The 16,359-nt window shown below is 68.2% G+C and carries 13 protein-coding genes; all 13 read right to left on the bottom strand.

Features of this window, described 5'->3' with window-relative positions; translation table 11 throughout:
- Positions 1-387: 387 nt before the first annotated feature.
- The 13 genes from cas2 to BMY07_RS35590 all read right to left on the bottom strand — a co-directional run bounded on the left by cas2 (position 388) and on the right by BMY07_RS35590 (position 15,908).
- Positions 388-678: a CRISPR-associated endonuclease Cas2 gene (gene cas2 / locus BMY07_RS24720; protein ID WP_092783334.1), complete on the bottom strand. Its 291-nt coding sequence runs from the start codon at positions 676-678 to the stop codon at positions 388-390.
- Entirely contained in the window at positions 678-1,694 is a 1,017-nt protein-coding gene (cas1c, locus tag BMY07_RS24715) for a type I-C CRISPR-associated endonuclease Cas1c (protein ID WP_092783331.1), read from the bottom strand. Before cas1c ends, cas2 begins: the two co-directional genes overlap by 1 nt.
- The gene (gene cas4 / locus BMY07_RS24710; RefSeq protein WP_092783328.1) at positions 1,687-2,325 is read right to left on the bottom strand and encodes a CRISPR-associated protein Cas4; all 639 of its coding nucleotides are present in this window, start codon (positions 2,323-2,325) and stop codon (positions 1,687-1,689) included. The genes cas1c and cas4 overlap by 8 nt, the downstream gene beginning before the upstream one ends.
- Before the next feature lie 9 nt (positions 2,326-2,334).
- Positions 2,335-3,228 carry a type I-C CRISPR-associated protein Cas7/Csd2 gene (gene cas7c, locus BMY07_RS24705; RefSeq protein ID WP_092783325.1) on the bottom strand — a complete coding sequence of 298 codons (894 nt, stop codon included), beginning with the start codon at positions 3,226-3,228 and terminating at the stop codon, positions 2,335-2,337.
- Entirely contained in the window at positions 3,225-5,000 is a 1,776-nt protein-coding gene (gene cas8c / locus BMY07_RS24700; RefSeq protein ID WP_092783322.1) for a type I-C CRISPR-associated protein Cas8c/Csd1, read from the bottom strand. Before cas8c ends, cas7c begins: the two co-directional genes overlap by 4 nt.
- Positions 5,000-5,662, bottom strand: a complete 663-nt coding sequence (cas5c, locus tag BMY07_RS24695) for a type I-C CRISPR-associated protein Cas5c (protein ID WP_092783796.1) — start codon at positions 5,660-5,662, stop codon at positions 5,000-5,002. Before cas5c ends, cas8c begins: the two co-directional genes overlap by 1 nt.
- On the bottom strand, positions 5,659-7,887 hold the full coding sequence (locus BMY07_RS24690) for a CRISPR-associated helicase/endonuclease Cas3 (protein WP_092783793.1): 2,229 nt from the start codon (positions 7,885-7,887) through the stop codon (positions 5,659-5,661). The genes cas5c and BMY07_RS24690 overlap by 4 nt, the downstream gene beginning before the upstream one ends.
- A 2,644-nt stretch (positions 7,888-10,531) precedes the next feature.
- Entirely contained in the window at positions 10,532-11,728 is a 1,197-nt protein-coding gene (locus tag BMY07_RS24685) for a tyrosine-type recombinase/integrase (RefSeq protein ID WP_092783319.1), read from the bottom strand.
- 127 nt (positions 11,729-11,855) lie between these two features.
- The gene (locus BMY07_RS24680; protein WP_245782636.1) at positions 11,856-12,110 is read right to left on the bottom strand and encodes a helix-turn-helix domain-containing protein; all 255 of its coding nucleotides are present in this window, start codon (positions 12,108-12,110) and stop codon (positions 11,856-11,858) included.
- Between the two features lie 282 nt (positions 12,111-12,392).
- The gene (locus BMY07_RS24675; RefSeq protein ID WP_245782635.1) at positions 12,393-13,364 is read right to left on the bottom strand and encodes an adenine nucleotide alpha hydrolase family protein; all 972 of its coding nucleotides are present in this window, start codon (positions 13,362-13,364) and stop codon (positions 12,393-12,395) included.
- The gene (locus BMY07_RS24670) at positions 13,361-13,567 is read right to left on the bottom strand and encodes a hypothetical protein (RefSeq protein WP_092783315.1); all 207 of its coding nucleotides are present in this window, start codon (positions 13,565-13,567) and stop codon (positions 13,361-13,363) included. The genes BMY07_RS24675 and BMY07_RS24670 overlap by 4 nt, the downstream gene beginning before the upstream one ends.
- The gene (locus BMY07_RS24665) at positions 13,564-14,787 is read right to left on the bottom strand and encodes a TRM11 family SAM-dependent methyltransferase (protein WP_177215749.1); all 1,224 of its coding nucleotides are present in this window, start codon (positions 14,785-14,787) and stop codon (positions 13,564-13,566) included. The genes BMY07_RS24670 and BMY07_RS24665 overlap by 4 nt, the downstream gene beginning before the upstream one ends.
- Positions 14,784-15,908: a hypothetical protein gene (locus BMY07_RS35590; protein ID WP_245782634.1), complete on the bottom strand. Its 1,125-nt coding sequence runs from the start codon at positions 15,906-15,908 to the stop codon at positions 14,784-14,786. The genes BMY07_RS24665 and BMY07_RS35590 overlap by 4 nt, the downstream gene beginning before the upstream one ends.
- Between the last annotated feature and the right edge of the window lie 451 nt (positions 15,909-16,359).

Here is a 16,359-nt window from a genome sequence, read left to right as displayed (position 1 = left end):
ACCTCGTTGAAGTTGCGATCCTCGCCAACCCGCGAGGGTCGGCGCTGCGCGGTCGCCGCCCGCAACGCTGCGGCGGCCGCGGGGTTGCGATCCTCGCCAACCCGCGAGGGTCGGCGCTGCCCCCGATGCTCAACGACGCGCGGTCACTCGGCGTCAAGCCGTTGCGATCCTCGCCAACCCGCGAGGGTCGGCGCTGCCCTGCGTGAGCAGGGGTTTTGCCAACGGCAGGTCTTCGATTCGGTTGATTGTCCCGCTGGCTGGGATGACGCGCCGTGCGCAGGTTAGGGACCTCCCGGCGTGTCAACACACGCTAGGGGTTCCGAAGCCGCGTGCGGTGCCTCTACCTCGCACAAGTACCTGCTGTCGGCAAGCCATGGGGCGGTTCTGTCAGATGATGAGCGGCTCGTGGTGTCGTGCGTCTATAGCGGCGCCGAGATGGCGAGCGGCGCTGAACGTACCGCGGTCGAGTTGATAGATGCGGATGGAGTCGGTGGCGGGGTCGATCAGATCGGTGAGGGCCGCTTCCAAGCGGAGGCGTTGGACCGGGTCGCAGACGACTTCGAAGACGGACTTCTGGACGCGGTGTCCGATGCCCTCGCAGGCTTTCGCGACTCGGCGCAGGCGGCGTTGTCCTGCGGGGGTGGTGGTGTCGACGTCGTAGGTGATGAGCAGTTCCATCAGGTCAGGGTCCAGGGTAGGTAGGCGTCGGCGGTTCCCCGCAGGTGGCGGGCGAGCAGGCGAGCCTGCACGAGCGGCAGGAGCGCGGCGGGGATGTCGCGATCGAGTCCGGCGTGCCGCCAGGTGCGTTCTCGAGCCGACGACCATTGTTCGAGGAACACCTTGCGTCCTTCGTCGGTCAGGTGCACGGCACCGCCAGGCAACTCCTCTGTGTGGCGGGCGAGGAGTTGTCCCCGGTTGACCATGGTGAGGACCAGGCGGTCGACCAGCAGGGGGCGTAGTTCTTCCATGAGGTCGAGGGCGAGGGCGGGTTTGGCTGGTCGGATGCCGTGGAGATAGCCGAGGTAGGGGTCGAGGCCGACCTGTTCGAGGGCGCCGTGGACGGCGACGCGGAGCATGGCGTAGCCGAAGGACAGCAGGCAGTTGACCGGGTCGGTGGGTGGTCGCCTGGTGCGTCCCGGTGTGGCACCGGGGGCGAGTTGATCGAGTGCCTGGAAGTAGGCACGGGCGGCGTTGCCTTCGATGCCGAGAACTTCGTCGAGTCGCTGAGCGTCATGGAGTTGGGTCAGCGCGGTGGCGTGGTGCTCGGCGATGTCTCGGACGCGGCTCTGGCGGGTTCCTGTGGTGTCGCGGGCGGCGCGGAGCAGGAGTTGGCGGTAGTTGTGGAGTTTCCCCGCGACGAAGCTCTTGGCGATCCGGAGTCGGTGCTCGGCGTTGTCGTGCGCGCGATACTGGGCCATGCGTAGGTGCGGGTTGCCGGTAGTGGGACCGCTGGTGCGGGCGAGGAAGCGCCCGTTGCGGGTGATCCAGGTGACCGAGCGGTTGTCGGCGGCGCAGCGGTGGAGCAGGTCGTCGGTGAGGGTGACTCCGTTCCAGGCGACGATGTGATCGAGTCGGACCAGCGGCAGCAGGTGGCGGCCGGGGCGCTCTGGGTGTACGACGCGGACGGTGTCGCCGTCGAGGTGCAGGCTGGTTCCCGGGGTGGTGGCGTAGAGGGTGCGCAGGAGTTCAGTCATCCCAGGTCGCTTCGGGTCGCGGGGTGAACAGGTCGGTGGGGTGGGCGGGCGCGTCGGGTAGGCAGCCCGGGCGCAGCGAGCAGCGGCGGCAGCGGCGGTCGTTGACCGGGGCCGGGAGTTCGGCGGCGTCGAGCAGGGCACGCAGGGCGCGGGTCGTCTCGACCACCCGCGTCCGTAGCGCGTCGTCGACGACGACATCGTGGCGTCGTCGGTCCTTGCCGGTGAACACGATTCCCAGCGGGACGGCGGCGTCGAACATCTCGCGCAGGCACAACACCTGCGCGGCCACTTGAACATCGGCGGGACCACCCGCCTGGTAGGCACCGGACTTGTGCTCGATCGGTACCGGGCCGTCGGGGTCGAGCCGGACCACATCACAGATGCCGTGCAAACCCAGTGTGTGGCTGAACACCGGCAGCGAGTGCCACACCCTGTTGCCGTCACGGTCTCGCCGTTGACCGCCCCGGTCGACGGCGGCGTGCGCGAGGTCGCCGCGCACAGTGTCCACAGTGGAATCGAAGTACGACTCCACATGGATGAGCGCGGCTTGTCGCGGGCAGTAGGCGTGGTGCTCCAGCGCGGAGATCGGGATGCTGCGCGGCTCGCCCGGGGTGTCGGTGTCGGTGAACACCGGGCAGGATCAGGCGATGAGCTTGGTCAGCGACACCCCGCCGGGCAGGCCGTCGTCCTCGACGGAGACGACGTAGTCTCCGAACGTGCGCGGCGGGGCTTCGTCCGCGGCGGGTGCGGCGCGGGTGATGCGGACGCGTTCGGTGAGGCGGTGGGCGGGGGCCGCGCCGAAGGCGTCGGGGTGGCTGAAGACGTAGAGCCCGCGCGGGGTCAGCGTGCCGCGAGTGGCGGAGCGGTCGTGGTCGAACATCATCTCCAGGCTGCGGTAGAACAGCTCCAGGTCACGCGCGTCGACCCCGGTCTGGCCGCCCCGGGTTGCCGAGTAGTAGATCTCGGCTTTGTAAAGGCCGTAGGGGACGGTCCACTTGCCGCCCATCTCGGTGGACTCGCCCTTGTCGATGTCCTCCTGCTTGGTCTGGGTGACCCGGGTGATGGCGTGGTCCATGGGGAAGACAGGGTCGATGCTGCGGGCCATGCCCAGTTGCAGGGGCCCGCGGATCTGGCCGAGCCGGTTGGTCTTGCCGACTGAGAGGACCGCGCCGAACAGGCGGATGTCAACGTAGCGCTCGCACAGCCACGCGCGGGCCAGGTCGGCTTGTTCGGTGGTGATCTTCTTGTCGCCGAGGGTCAGGCCGGTGGCGGCGTAGGAGGCTTCCAGGCGGGGGTTGAGCGCGTATCCGGCCTGCACGAAGACACCGAAGCGGGGGTCGTCCCCGGCAGCGAGGGAGATGGTGTCGCGGATCTTGCGCTTGAGGGCGACGTCGGTGACCAGGCCCTGGCCGGTCTCGTCGTCGGTACGGGGGCGGTTGCCCGCGTCGGGGTCGCCGTTGGGGTTGCCGTCGGTGACGTCGAAGAGGAACACCATGTCGTGGCGGACGGTGGGGTCCAGGTACGGGTTGGTCATGCGGGGGTCTCCTCGGTGGTCTCGACGGCAGCGGTGGTGGTGCGGAGGGTGTCGAAGCGATGGGCGCGCTGATGGTGATAGCCGAGCAGGAACATCGACTGTTGGGTGAGAGTGGTGGGGCCGGGTATCCCGCCGTTGGCGGTGAGCAGGCCGAACAGTTCGTCGAGGGTCTTCTCACTGTTGATGGCCACGCCCTTTTTGTTGCCGCGACGCAGTTTGCGCAGCCAGGCGTTGGCGTCCTTGCGGCCGGAAATCAGCGCGGCGCGCGGGTTGGTGATGGCGCCCGCGAAGTAGCGGTCACCGTAGGTGGTGTTGAGCCGCCCGTCGGACGCGGCGTATTGGATGTTCTCGAAGGTGGCGAACACGCGGCCTGCCACATAGGACGGATCGGTGTTGGTGTCGTCGAGTCCTGGCATGGGTTTCTCCGAGGTCAGCGGTGAGCGATACACCGCGAGGCGGATCAGCGCGGCGCGGGCGGTGTCGAGGTGCCCGTCGGTGCGGACTCGGTTGAGCAGGTGCGCCAGCAACGCCGGGGGCAGTGGACGGCCACGGATGGCGGCGCGCAGCAGGTCGCGTTGCACCCCGTCTGGGCGGTCGGCGCCCTTGGCCCCGATGAACGCGTACCGGTTCTCCCTGCGCAGCCAGCGTCCGGTCACGGTCACCAGTCGTTGCAGGGACTGGTGTTCGGTGTCCCCGGTACGCAACGGCACGATGCGGTGGTCTGCGAGCCACGCGGTGACGTTGTCCTCCAGATCGCGCAGGGGCATCTCCAGCCAGTCGCGGACCATGACGCGGGCGATGTTGCCGCCCACGGTCAACGAGCAGAAACGGGTGTGGTCGATGTCCGCGGCAGCGGGTCGTCCGGTGTGGACGGTGTCGAGGAATCCGGCGACGGCCGCGGGATCGGCGCGCAGGACCAGGTCCATGGGGTCGAACTCGACCGGTTCGGTGGTCCACCACGCCAGGCGGCTGTCCTGCCCGCCGTAGGAAGCGGTGTTCACCGAGGACAGGACCCGCACCAGCCCTGCGGAGACCGACTCCCCGCACGGAATGCAGATCGGGGTGGCGGTCAACTGGGTGCTCAGGTCGTAGCCGAAGACCCGCTCGTTGACGCTGACCAGTGCCGCGTCGTTGCTCGCGCCGGGGACCAACCGGGAGGGCACCTTGCTGGGCAGGGTGTCCAGCAGCGGGGCCGTGGTCCCGCACACCAGGCACAGCCCGGTCCCGGTTCCGCCCTTGCGGCGGGCGACCTCGCTTTCCCAGAAAGGCGCCACCGACGAAGCCCGGTAGGCATGGGTCACGGCGGGGCCGTCCTCGACGGTGAGCACGATCCCGTGCTTGGCGGTCACCTCCGGCTCCGGGTGGATCCCCGCGGCGCCACCGGCCCGGTAGAAGGCCGCCACCGCCTGGGCGACGGGGTCGGTCAAGCCCGACGGACTGGTGGCCCAGCGTTCGGTCAACTCGACGAACGCGGCGTGACAGAGGGCTACTCGCTCCGGTTTCGTCTCAGCGTCGCCCCAGCCCAGGACGTATTGGGCGTCGTCGGCGGCGAGGTTGGGGGCCACGCCGACCGTGCGGACCATGGCGGGCACGACGTGCTCGGTCCCGCGGGGTCTGCCCTTGGCGTCGAGGACGACGAGGGACTCCAGGCGCCCGCTCAGCGGACGCCCGTCGACGCCGATGCGCAGTTGCCACTGGAACGCGCGGGCGCGGTGGAAGGGACGGGACTCGGGGTCCTGGCGAGCGTGTTCGGCCAGGCGCTGCAGCAGCATCAGGTCACCGGGCTCGCGGGGATGCCCTGGGCCGGAACGTGTAGCACGCCGTCGTCGAGTCTGGCGGTGAACCAGGAGAACCGCGGCGGGGTACTGCTGTGGTCGACGGTGTGCAGCATGATCCCCAGGTCCTCCGAGCGACTCAGCGGGGCCCGGGTGTCCGGGTCGCCGAAGAACGCGGTGAACTCCCGGGTCCCCAGGTAGGGCTGGGAGAAGCAACTCCCCCGGGTGACCCGGCGGCGGAACTGGTCACGGTAGGCGGCCTCGGGCTTGTCGGCACGCTGCGCCAACTCCACGTGGGCGTGGACGCGGTAGGCCACATCGCGCAGGCACACCGCGTTGCGCTGCACCCGGTGAGCGGCGGTGTCGACCCTTCTGCGCCCGGTGGCGGCCTCGGCCAACGAGACCAGGTCGGTGGTCTCGTTGCGGCGCTGGGTGAACTGCTTGATCTCGTTGAGGACCTCGATGGCCACCACCCGCCAGGAGAACTCCGGCTTCCAGTAGATCGACTCCAACACCCCGACCGCGGCCGATGGGGTCATCACCGGGTAGGAAACTCGCTCCACCTTCAACTCCGGGCGGGTGAACAACGCGGCCTCACCCCACACCTGCACCACCACCGGCGGCGCTCCCGACCGGGAACGCGGCAGATCCAGTGTCACCACACGGTTTCCTTTCCGATCTCGCCTTCATCGATGCCGACCTGCTCGTCGTAGTCGCCGACCCATTCCCACAGGTCGCGTTGCCCCGCCACGACCGGGCGGAACAGCGCGGCCACAGCCGGGGCGGTGGCCACCGATCTGGGAAGCGAGACCGTGTACGCACGCAGCACACGGAACTCCCGTCTCAACGGGCCTTCCCCGGCACGAATACGCCGCAACGCCTCCCGCACCTCGCCGGTGTCGCCGTACCCGGTCACCACCACGGCCACCTGGTCCTCGTCGATCATCCGGAACGCCAAACCGGAATCACGTCTGCGCTTGTTGTCTCGGGTGCCTGTATCGGTTACCGGCCCGTCGGCGACCGCCTGGTAGTCCAGCGTGCGCCGGTTGCCCTGGATCGCCTTCGCCCGCGGTCCGTTGTCCACCTCAAGCGCGGCGTACAGGCTGCCGTAGTAGGCGTTCAGCACCGCGGAGTCGTCCGGATCGGCTTTGCCCGGGCCGAAGAACGCGAGGGTCTTGTCGATCCCCGCCCGGTAGAACGCCGGCGCCGGGGCGTCCGCAGCGTCGAACACCACCACCCGCCCCAACTCGGAATGCCTACCCTCGCGGTTGGCACGCCCGGCGGCCTGCTGCAACGACTCCGCCGGGGCCAACGCCCGGAACACCACCGGAAAGTCCAGGTCCACCCCGGCCTCGACCAGCTGCGTCGAGATCACCAGCACCGGCTTGGCTTCGCCCAGTAGACGATCCACATCGTCGAGCACCTTGCGTCGGTGCGCCGGGACCATCCGCGTGGACAGGTGGAACACCGGAGCAGCCGGGTTGTTCTCCCTGACCGCCTTGACCATCGCGCGGGCCTGCTTGACGGTGTTCACCACGACCAGCGCCTGCGGCATTCCCGCGACCTCGGCGGCGATCTGCGCCGTAGCCGGCTTCGGGTCCAACCGCCACTCGTAGCGCACCCGCCGCAGCGACGCCGACAACTCGACCGGGTCCTCGACAAGTTCCTTGATGCCCAACGACTCCCACACCGCCAGCCGCTCGAACGTCGGCTGCGTAGCCGAGGCCAACAACACCGTGGCCCCGAAATGCCGCACCAACAACCGCAACCCGTCCAGGATGGGCACCAGCAACGACACCGGCAACGCCTGCACCTCATCGAGCACGATCACCGCGTTCGCCAACCGGTGCAGCTTCCGCGACCGAGCCGGTTTCCGCCCGAACAACGAATCGAACAACTGCACCGTTGTGGTCACCACGAACGGCGCATCCCAGTTCTCCGCGGCCAACCGCAGCCCGCGCGTGTCCAGCTCGGTGTTGGAATGGTGCTCCAACACCACATCCTCGCCCAGCAACTCCCGGTACACCTGCGCGTTCTGCTGGGTGATCGTCGTGAACGGAACAGCCACCACCACCCGCGCCATCCCATGACGCGCCGCGTGACGCACCGCGAAACCCCCCGCCGTGAACGTCTTGCCCGACCCCGTCGGAGCGGGCAACCGATACACCCCACGCTCCCCCTCGGCCATCCCGACCACGCGGTCGTACAACCGCGACCGCACCTCGTTCACCACCGAAGGCTTCGCCGAGGCCAGCTTCGCGGTCCGGCTGCGCTCGTACCGGTTCCACAACACCGTCATATCCACCGGATCGGCCACCCGAGGGCGGCCCGAGCCATCGAAATGCGCGGCGGTATCCAGATAGTCGGCGTCGACCAACGCCGAGAACACCATCCGCACCCCCATCTCCCACACCAACGGGTCCCGCCCCCACCCCGCTGGCGCCAACGACGCACCCTCCCCCAACGCCCGCGCCTCCGGCACCACCCCGAAGAACCGCTCCAACACCTCCCCCGCATCCGCCTCCGGCACCAACCTTTTCAAGTCCCTCGCCGACGACAGGCCGCCGTGGTGCCCCAACACCGCCAACGCAGCCACACCCGCCCGCTTACCGATGAACGATGCCCCCAGTTCCTTGTGCGGGATACCGATGCTCGCGCCCGAGGTCCCGACTGCGATCAGGCGGTCCTGCCACGAACACCGCGCCTTACCAGCGTCATGGACCAACCCCAACGCCCACGCCAACTCCCCCGCACCGAACGACTCAGCAAACCCACCCGCCAACGCAGCCGTCGACCGAACATGATCAACCAACGAATGCAACGACCCCGACTCCAACGCAGGACTATGCGCCCACAACTGACAAAACCTCACCCTCGCAGCCATCCCCGACGAGTACACAGACCCTAGAGACCCCCACCGACAACAAACGCCACAAAGCCGCCACCCCACGACGCAACCACCCGAACGGCCCAACCCGGGCGGCGCAGTCAGGTCGACATCATGAACGCGAACCCTCACGCCATTTCCACCAACACCCCGCGCGGCCGCGAACGCCCGCAGCTACGCACGCGCCAGCAGCCCCACAAGACATCACACCAAAGAAGCGCTCGACTAGACCAAGCCCGCACTCACCCCGAGCCGGACAACCACGCCGGCAATCCAAGCGTCGTCACCACAACAAGACAGTCCCTCCAGGCTCTCCAGGAAGGACCGCCTTGCTGCGAAGCGCACCGCAAAGGCACGACATGTTGAGACCCTCGCCAGCACAACGCCGACGCTGCACACCCCGGCCACGGCTCAGGGCACGAACCCAGCATACCCGGTTCATGTCTTGCCTCAGCGAACAGTCAGTTCATGTCTTGGCTTTGCGGAAGTTGATCATCTGGTGCTAGCGTGTGCGCCGAGCCTGGCGCCAACAGGAGCATCGCCAGTCGGCATCCGGCACCTGCCCCACGACCGTCTGCGCAGAGTGCGTTCCTGTCAGCAAGACCGAAGGACAGGCTGATCTCGACACCGCACATTTTGGCGTTGAGGTCTGACAACTCCGCAGGATCACCGCAGCAGCCTGCAGACATCGCAACGACGTCATGTCCCACACATCCCGCCGACCTGGAGACTTCACGATGGACGAGACCTCGCTCGACCCTTCGTCTACCCACCAGACGGATCCAGCGAACTGGGCAGCGGTGGTTCACCGCTGGACTCACAGTTGGAGTTCACTGGCCCGCATCTGCGTAGCTTTGGTCGTCCTTGGGGCGATCTTCGTTGCGGTCCTCCTACTCCTTGGCCCACTCAGAGTAGGAATCGGACCGATAGACTTCGATTACCGACTCGGCGGGACAGAGCCTGTCAAGTAGGGGCTCATTGCGTGACCATTTCCTGTTGGGTCCGCGCCTCGGCGGGCTTCATGGTCAAACATGATTGGAAGCAGCGGCGGTGATGTGGCTGACGACTCAGGGCGGCCGCGTGGACCCTAGTGCGATCCTCACCGACCCGTGAGGGCCGGTGCTGCTCGGCGCCGGGGCCGAGGGCGAGGTGCGGGGTGGGGTTGCGATCCTCACCGACCCGTGAGAGCCGGTGCTGCACGTACAGCAGCTTGATCTTGGCGAAGGTGAGCGTCTGGCCGTTGCGATCCTCACCGACCCGTGAGGGCCGGTGCTGCCATCCCCCAAGCTCGACTCCGGGGGGATGAGGTCCTAGTTGCGATCCTCACCGACCCGTGAGGGCCGATGCTGCCTGATGGGCGAGTTGAGCGAGGCGCCCAGGGTCTCCTCGTTGCGATCCTCACCGACCCGTGAGGGCCGATGCTGCCCGCGGTGCCGGTGGTGCTGGTGCCGTCACCCCAGTCTTTGCGATCCTCACCGACCCGTGAGGGCCGATGCTGCACCTGCGTACCCTCGCCCGCGTCCTGGCCGTGGTTTGCGATCCTCACCGACCCGTGAGGGCCGATGCTGCCTCGAGTTCGTCGACTTGACGGTCGGCACGATGGATTTGCGATCCTCACCGACCCGTGAGGGCCGATGCTGCCCCTGCGTGAGCAGGGATTTTACCAATCAAGAGTTCCTGCCATGAGTCAGTCGTCGCGCTATGCGGGATGACACGCCATCCGACAGTTCGGAACCTCCCGGCGTGTCGGCGCACGCTAGTGGTTCCGAAGCTGCCGCAGTCCCCGGCACCTAGGGAGAACCTCATGTTCAAGCCAACTGTCCTCACGGGTCAGGAGTCAAACAAGACCGGGGGCGATCTAGATGTCGTTGAAGGTCTGCGCCCACGTAGGTGTCCGGGGTGCGGGTGTAGTTGATCATCGGGTCGAGTGAGGCACTGCGCGGTGGCTGTGTCGTAGAAACGGCGGGGCGGTAGAGCAGGCCGGTCTCGGCGTCGGTGGAGCCGCCCGTGTAGTGCGGGGCCGTGCCGGCAGCACCCGTGTGGCTTGTGACCCGTACTCGGTGTAGCCGTAGTGACCGGTGATGGTGCCGGCGCTGTCGAGCAAGGCGTGGGTCGAGCCGAGTTGGTCGTGCGGGAACCACTGGGTGCCGGTGCCGTTGATCTGATGGACAAGCCAATCCTGTCAAAGGGACTAGATACCCAGGCCGATGTTGACCAGAACGGTGTAGCGCGGCTCGGTTGTCGAACGCGGAGAGGAAGGAGCTCGCTGAGCTGCGACATAGGAACCGACAGCTTGAGACAGAGACCGATATCCTGAATCGCGCTGCCGCGTATTTGACGCGAGGGAATGTTCCCAAAGTCGTCTACCCGCTGGTCCGTGAACTGGCCGACGACGGTGTGGATGTCGCGGTGCCCCTCGGGTGTACAAGTATCCCGTTCCGCGTGCCAGCAATGGCGTGACCGGGCCACCCTTGGGCCGCGCCCCAGTAGAATGCTGATCGCCCCGCGCAACCAAACCAGTAGGCAGCGCTTGAGGGTTGCGAATCGTCACGTGTATGACCGCACACGTTCCGGGACCGGATGGTTCGGTAGGCATACGTGCGCAACCAGCTCAGCCGGACGGGCGGCTCAGTTCCCTGAGCTACGCAGCGCTGCGCCAGGTACCGTCGAGGTCGCCGCGCGCGTCGGCGACAGCTTTGTCCCAGCGGTCTTGTAGGCATTGGAGGAGTCGGGTTTTGACTCCGTTGGCGACGTGGGAGTAGGTCTCTCGGACTTTGTCCTCGAGGACGTGTCCGAGGCGGAGGGCTTGGGCTATCTCGGGGATGCCGTCTTCGATCATCCAGGTCTTGTGGCCGTGGCGTAGGCCGTGGAAGGTGAGGCCGAGTTTTGCGGGCTGCAGGCGGATGGTGGGTTCGGGGATAGCGAGGTTGCCGTCGGCGGCTGGGCGTTGGGCGCGTCGGGCGAAGTTGCTGCGTCGGTGGAGTTGGTGGTCTGGGGTGACGAATACGTGTGGGTGGTTGTGGGTTGTGAGGTGGTGGCGCAGTAGGCGCACGGTGAAGGGCGCGAGATCGATTCGGCGGGCCGAGGCGTCGGTCTTGGGTTGGCCGAGCCAGAGTTTGCCGCCTGCCGATTCGTGCAGGCAGCCGGTGTCGGGGTCGATGATGATGAAGCCGGCGTCGTCGTCGTCTGACAGGTGCAGGTTGGGGCGTTGCAGGCCGGTGAGTTCTCCCCAGCGGGCGCCGGTCCACGCAGCGGTGATCTCCAGGATCGCGCCGCCGGGGCCGTAGCAGGCGTTGATCTGGTCGGCCACGTGCAATGCCTCGACCGGTTCGGCCCAGGTCTTCTCCCGGGGGCGGCCGGTGTGGCGGCGTTTGCCTCGGCGTTGAGGGCGGATGGGGTTGACCGCGATGAGCCTCTCGTCGGTGGCGTCGGAGAGGATCTGCGACAGCAGCTTCACGAAACCGGACACCGTGACCGGGGCCAAGCCGCTGGCGCGCAGGTCTTTGGCCCAGGCGTGGACTTTAAGGTTCTTGATGTCGACGAGGGAGGTCTGGCCCCATCGAGGGCTGATGTGGTTGCGGATGATGCCCCGGTAGTTCTCCTCGGTGCGCACATCGACGTCGAGCGCGTCGAACCAGTCGGGAACGAACTCGTCGACGGTGACCTCTCCCCTGGCTGGGTCCAACCAGAGTCCCTTGCGTTGTTCCGAGACCATGTCGTCGACTTGGTCCTGCGCTGCCCTCCGGCTGGGGAAACCGGGAAGGGCACCGATCGTGCCGTCGTCTCGCCGGTAGCGGACTCGCCAGGTTTGGCCGCCGCTGCGTTCGACCCAGGCCATCCGGTGTCTCCTCCGTCATCCGTCGTGCGCGCGTGACACGCACATGGACGCTCCATTCGAACAAGAGAGCAAGCGTTGCGGCACTAAGACTTGCAAGTTCTTTGACGGCCTGGGCGGAAGGCCACGGTCAGTGGCGGCGCGGTGTCCTACCGCCGCGGACCTGTCGTCTGGCCATGTCCACGATCGCGTGCAGATCGTGATCGGAGAAGCGCAGGTGCTTGCCGAGGTAGCTCGCCGGGATCTGTCGCTGCCCGGCTTTCCTACGGAGCCAGGACTCCCTGACGTTGAGCAGCTCTGCGGCCTGCGCGGGAGTGTGCAGGAGTGCGACCGGGTCCGCCACTGTCGGGGGTGTGGCCTCAGGGATGGGAACGAACTCGGGCATGTGACCTGTCCTTGTCGTGAGTGGATCGCGGCGCGGTTGTCCAGTCGTACTGCCAGGTGCGCGGCGTCGACACGGGGCGGCTGGGGTGCTTGCTGTGCCGCACTCGTGCGACCGGGTCTGTGGCGGTAGCGACGCGAGTAGGCGACCTTGCCAAACGAGTGATCGAGAGCAGGCACCCGATCACCGCCGCCACAGCAAAGACCACGTGCCGCGAGCCCAGCGTCCGGCCCCACCAGCTCGGCGATGCGGGCGTGAGCCGCGACGGTGGCGTGCTCGCGACGCTCATGCCGCACGCTCGCGGTGTCCGTGATCCACGCTCGGTGTAGTCGCCGTGACCGGCTCGCCGGACCTACACGACCAGGGCGAGCAACCGTCCGGGTCACCGTCCTCCTCCACGCCGTCTGCCGAGTCGGTGGTGACAAGCCGCAGGTGCTTCTTGGTCCTCGACTTCGCGGGCGCATCAAGGTCGACCTGGTCCAGCGGACGACAGGAACGGTGCAAGAAGTACTGCCCACGCAACTCCTGCCCCTGGGTGGTGGCGCGCGGGTAGCCGTGGCGGATGGCGCGGTCGAACTCGACCGCTTCGACCCAGCCGTCCGGGTCGTGGTCGCGCACCCAACGCCAGCCCGCGTTGCCGTGGAACGGGCACCCGACACACGCGCTCTTGACCGTCTCCCCGAAGCCCCGGTCGGCCAGGAACTCCATGCACCGGGACCGGTCGAAGCCGAGCTCGATCAGCGGGAAGACGTTGCGCAGGAACCGAAGCCCGGAGTCCTTCGCGCGCGTGAACTCATCGGTGCTGATCCCGATTGCCTGTTCGGCGTACAACCCACGTGGCACCCGGCGTGGATGCGGACATCCCAGTAGCTCCCGCGCGGTCTTCTTGAGCGGGGTGATCTTGTATTCCGCAGTGCATTGCCTCCTCGCGAGGCCCCGCGACCCGTCCGGGTTGAGGGTGTGCAGGGGCATGGATACGAAGCGGTGTTTGGGGTCGAGGGCGTCGGTGCGGATGTTGCCGGCCGAGACCTGGCGCACCGGGATGCCGTGTCTCTGGGCGTGCGTGGACAGCCGTTCGAGATTCGCGTACACCGCGCGTGGCTCCCAGCCAGTGTCGGCGAAGAGGGCGACGTCGAAGCGCGGGATCTCGCCTTCGCACGCGAGCAGCAGGACGGTCGTGCTTTGCACTCCGGCGCCCAGGGACAGCAGTCGCAAGGCGGGCCCAGAGTCGGGCGTCATCAGGCTTGTCGTGGTCATGCCGCGGTCACCTCCTGCCCAGCGCGGGACCGGTGGTTGGTGTTGATGTCGAGGAGTTCGGCGAGGTCGTCCAGCAGCAGCGCCACCGCACGGACGGCCTGCTGGGAGACCACGCCGTTGCCCAACGCCCGGAGCTGCGCCGTCCCGGGAGGGAGCGGACGGGCCGTCCGCTCGCGGCGTGAGCGCGACGAACGACGTGTCATGCCGCCTGGCCTCGCTCACCCGCACTGCTACGCGCGGCACCCGCGGACCGCCGCGAGCGGTACCGCGCGAGATCCACCACGTCCCCCGCCGAAGTACCGGGCGCGCTGCTGCCGACGGACTCGCGCAGGCCGGTGCGGAACACGAGGACGTCCTCATGGGCGATCAGGTGCAGCGGCAAACCTGCCTCGCGCTGCTTGCGGATGAAGTCGCGTTGGAAGAACGACCCGCGGGCCACGAGGTCGGTCTCGGCGGCGCGGGCGAGTAACGCGACGTTGCGCTCGACAGGGATCAGGCCGGCCGTGCGTCCGCAGGCGAGGATCTGGGAGGGCAGGTCGATCAGTTCGGCGTGTTCGCGCCAGGGGCGGATGGTGATGGCGATGTGCCCGCCGGGCTTGAGGAAGGTGCGTAGCGCGGCGAGGATCCGGGTGAATCCGGCCAGCAGCCGGTGGTGGCCGATGTTGGCGAGGTTGCCGCGGTCGAGGGTGTTGCCGTAGAGGTGGTGGTACTTCTGCACTCCCTCGCCGGGTGCGACGGAGACCTGTCCGTGGGTCGAGGGACCGTAGGGCGGGGAGGTCACCACGAGCGCTGCCTGGCCGACGTACTCGGGCGGCAGCAGCGTCACGAGCTGGCGGGCGTCGCCGTGAAACACCCGTGCGTCGATCCCCTTGTCACCGCCGACGCTCTGCTCCCGCGCGACGTCAAGATTCGCGTTCGCAACCTCGACCCAGTGGGGTTCGTACTCCACGCCGACGGCGCGGCGGCCGAGCCGGACGGCTTCGACGAGGGTGGTGCCGATGCCGCACATCGGGTCGAGTACCAGCTCGCCGGGCCGGGTGTAGTGGGTGACGGCGTGGCGGACGACCTCGGGCAGCATCTTGGCCGGGTGCGCGGTCGACTCGGGCGTGTACTTGTTCTTGCGCTGGGCGGCAGGCGAGGTCTGCGCGGTTGTCCACACCGACACCGCTGGCGGCTCCGCGCCGTCCTTCCGCTCACCGCTGTCCACAGAGTTATCCACAGCGGTGGGCGGGGTGTCGAGTGCGGCGATGAGCGCGCGTGGGATGCGCTGGGTCGGCTCGTCGCCGACCGCTGCGGCGGTGGTCGCGGAGGGCTCAGTGGCGGGCTGGTGGGTGGCGTCGTGCGTCACGGGCGTGCCTTCCTGGCGGTGCAGTCCGGGGTGGGCGAGGGCGCCGTTCGGCGCGGGGTTGGGCGTGCGGTTCATCGGAGGTCTCCGGGCTGTGAGACCGCATCCGCAGGCGCACTCGGCGACGCCGGGGACGTCGGCTGGTGGTCGTGCGGCTGGACGAAGACGAGGACGTCGGAGTGGATGCGCCGATGCGGCGCGGGCAGGCCGCGCACCGAGGCGCGGTGACGCGCACGTGCGTCACCGTCGTCCGTGTCGCGGTCGCCGTGGACTCCGTCGGAGTGGGCGTCGGCGAGGTGGAAACGGCCGTCGCGGACGGGCGTGTGCAGGGCGACGATGTGCTGGAGGTAGAGCAGGTCGGCGTTCTGTCCGGCGGTCACCACCGCGCCCGTCGGGTCGGTCAGCTCGCCCGACGTCCAGTCACAGTGTGTGAGCACGACGAGGATGCCGCCGACCCGGAGCCGCCGTGCCGCGTAGAGCGCGATGAGGTCGGCAGTGTTGCCGTGACCGTGGTCGCCAGAGCGGTGCGGCGGCAGGCTGGTGACGATCAAGTCGGCGCTGTCCACGGGTTCGGTCACCGCGTCCGGGAAGGTCACCTCGACGGCGACTTCCGGTGCCGTGGGGATGGTCGCAGGAGCCGGACCCACCCCGCCGACGAGGTCGGCCCAGAACGGGCGGGACACCGGGCCGGTCGACGTCGCGTCGACCGGGACTCGCTCGACGCGCGCGGCTCGGTCGAGGCGTTCGACGGCGGCGATGGTGTCGGCCAGTTCGGGGTCGGGCTCGGTTTCGGGGCCGTGGTCGATGACGCCGTCGGCACCGACCACGCCGAGCGTCGGGCGGGTGTGGTCGGGGGTGGACCAGTCCAGCAGCACGACTCGTTCGGCGGGCTTGCTGAACGAGGTGACGATCCGCTTGACGAGGGTCGCGGGCCAAGTGGCGTCGAGGTCGATCGGTGCTGAGCCGGCAGTCCAGACGGTCGCCGGGGTCGGGGTCGAGGCCGACCCGCGCGAGCGCGAGCGGCCGGTGCCCGCCGTGGACTTCGCGGGCTTGCCGGGGCTGACGCGGGTGGTAGTCGGAGCGGTCGGCCAGGGTCGGCGGTCGCCGCCCCGGTGCCCGCCGGGGCGGGCCGGAGCCGGGTGGGTGGCGTCGGCCCGCCGTCGGGGCGTGCGGCGGGCGGAGTTGTCGAACTGGGTCACGGGTGTCCCTTCGCCAGGCTGGGTGCGCCTGTCGGTGTGAGGCGCTGATGACACCCCTGAACTCCGAAATACGGCCCCTTTGGGGACACGCCTCCGTCACTTTTCTCAACCGACTTTCATGGCGCGAATAGTCGGGAAAGGTTCGCGCGCGCGTGTCCGCGCAGAGGGAGGCGGCGAGTCCAGAAGAAGGGGCCGAGCGCTTTTTCCGATCCTGGCGGAGATCGCGGGCACTCCGGCCGGTCGCAGCGCGTGACGGCGCGCTCACGGCTGTGACCGAACTGGTACCGAACTAGTACTGGGAACCGGTTTGGCCAGCTAGATGGGTACTACCGGGCAAGTTGATTGGATCTTGATTTCACGTGCTCGGTGATCCATGAAGACGGCCGCAGTGGATCTTGTGACGCCTGTGTCGCGGGCGTGATGATCGCCGGTACCTCTGCGGTACTAGTTC

Origin of the sequence: Actinokineospora terrae (genome assembly GCF_900111175.1) — a bacterium.
GTDB lineage: Bacteria > Actinomycetota > Actinomycetes > Mycobacteriales > Pseudonocardiaceae > Actinokineospora > Actinokineospora terrae.
The sequence above is the reverse complement of the archived record's forward strand: the minus strand, read 5'-3'. Positions and strand labels throughout refer to the sequence as shown.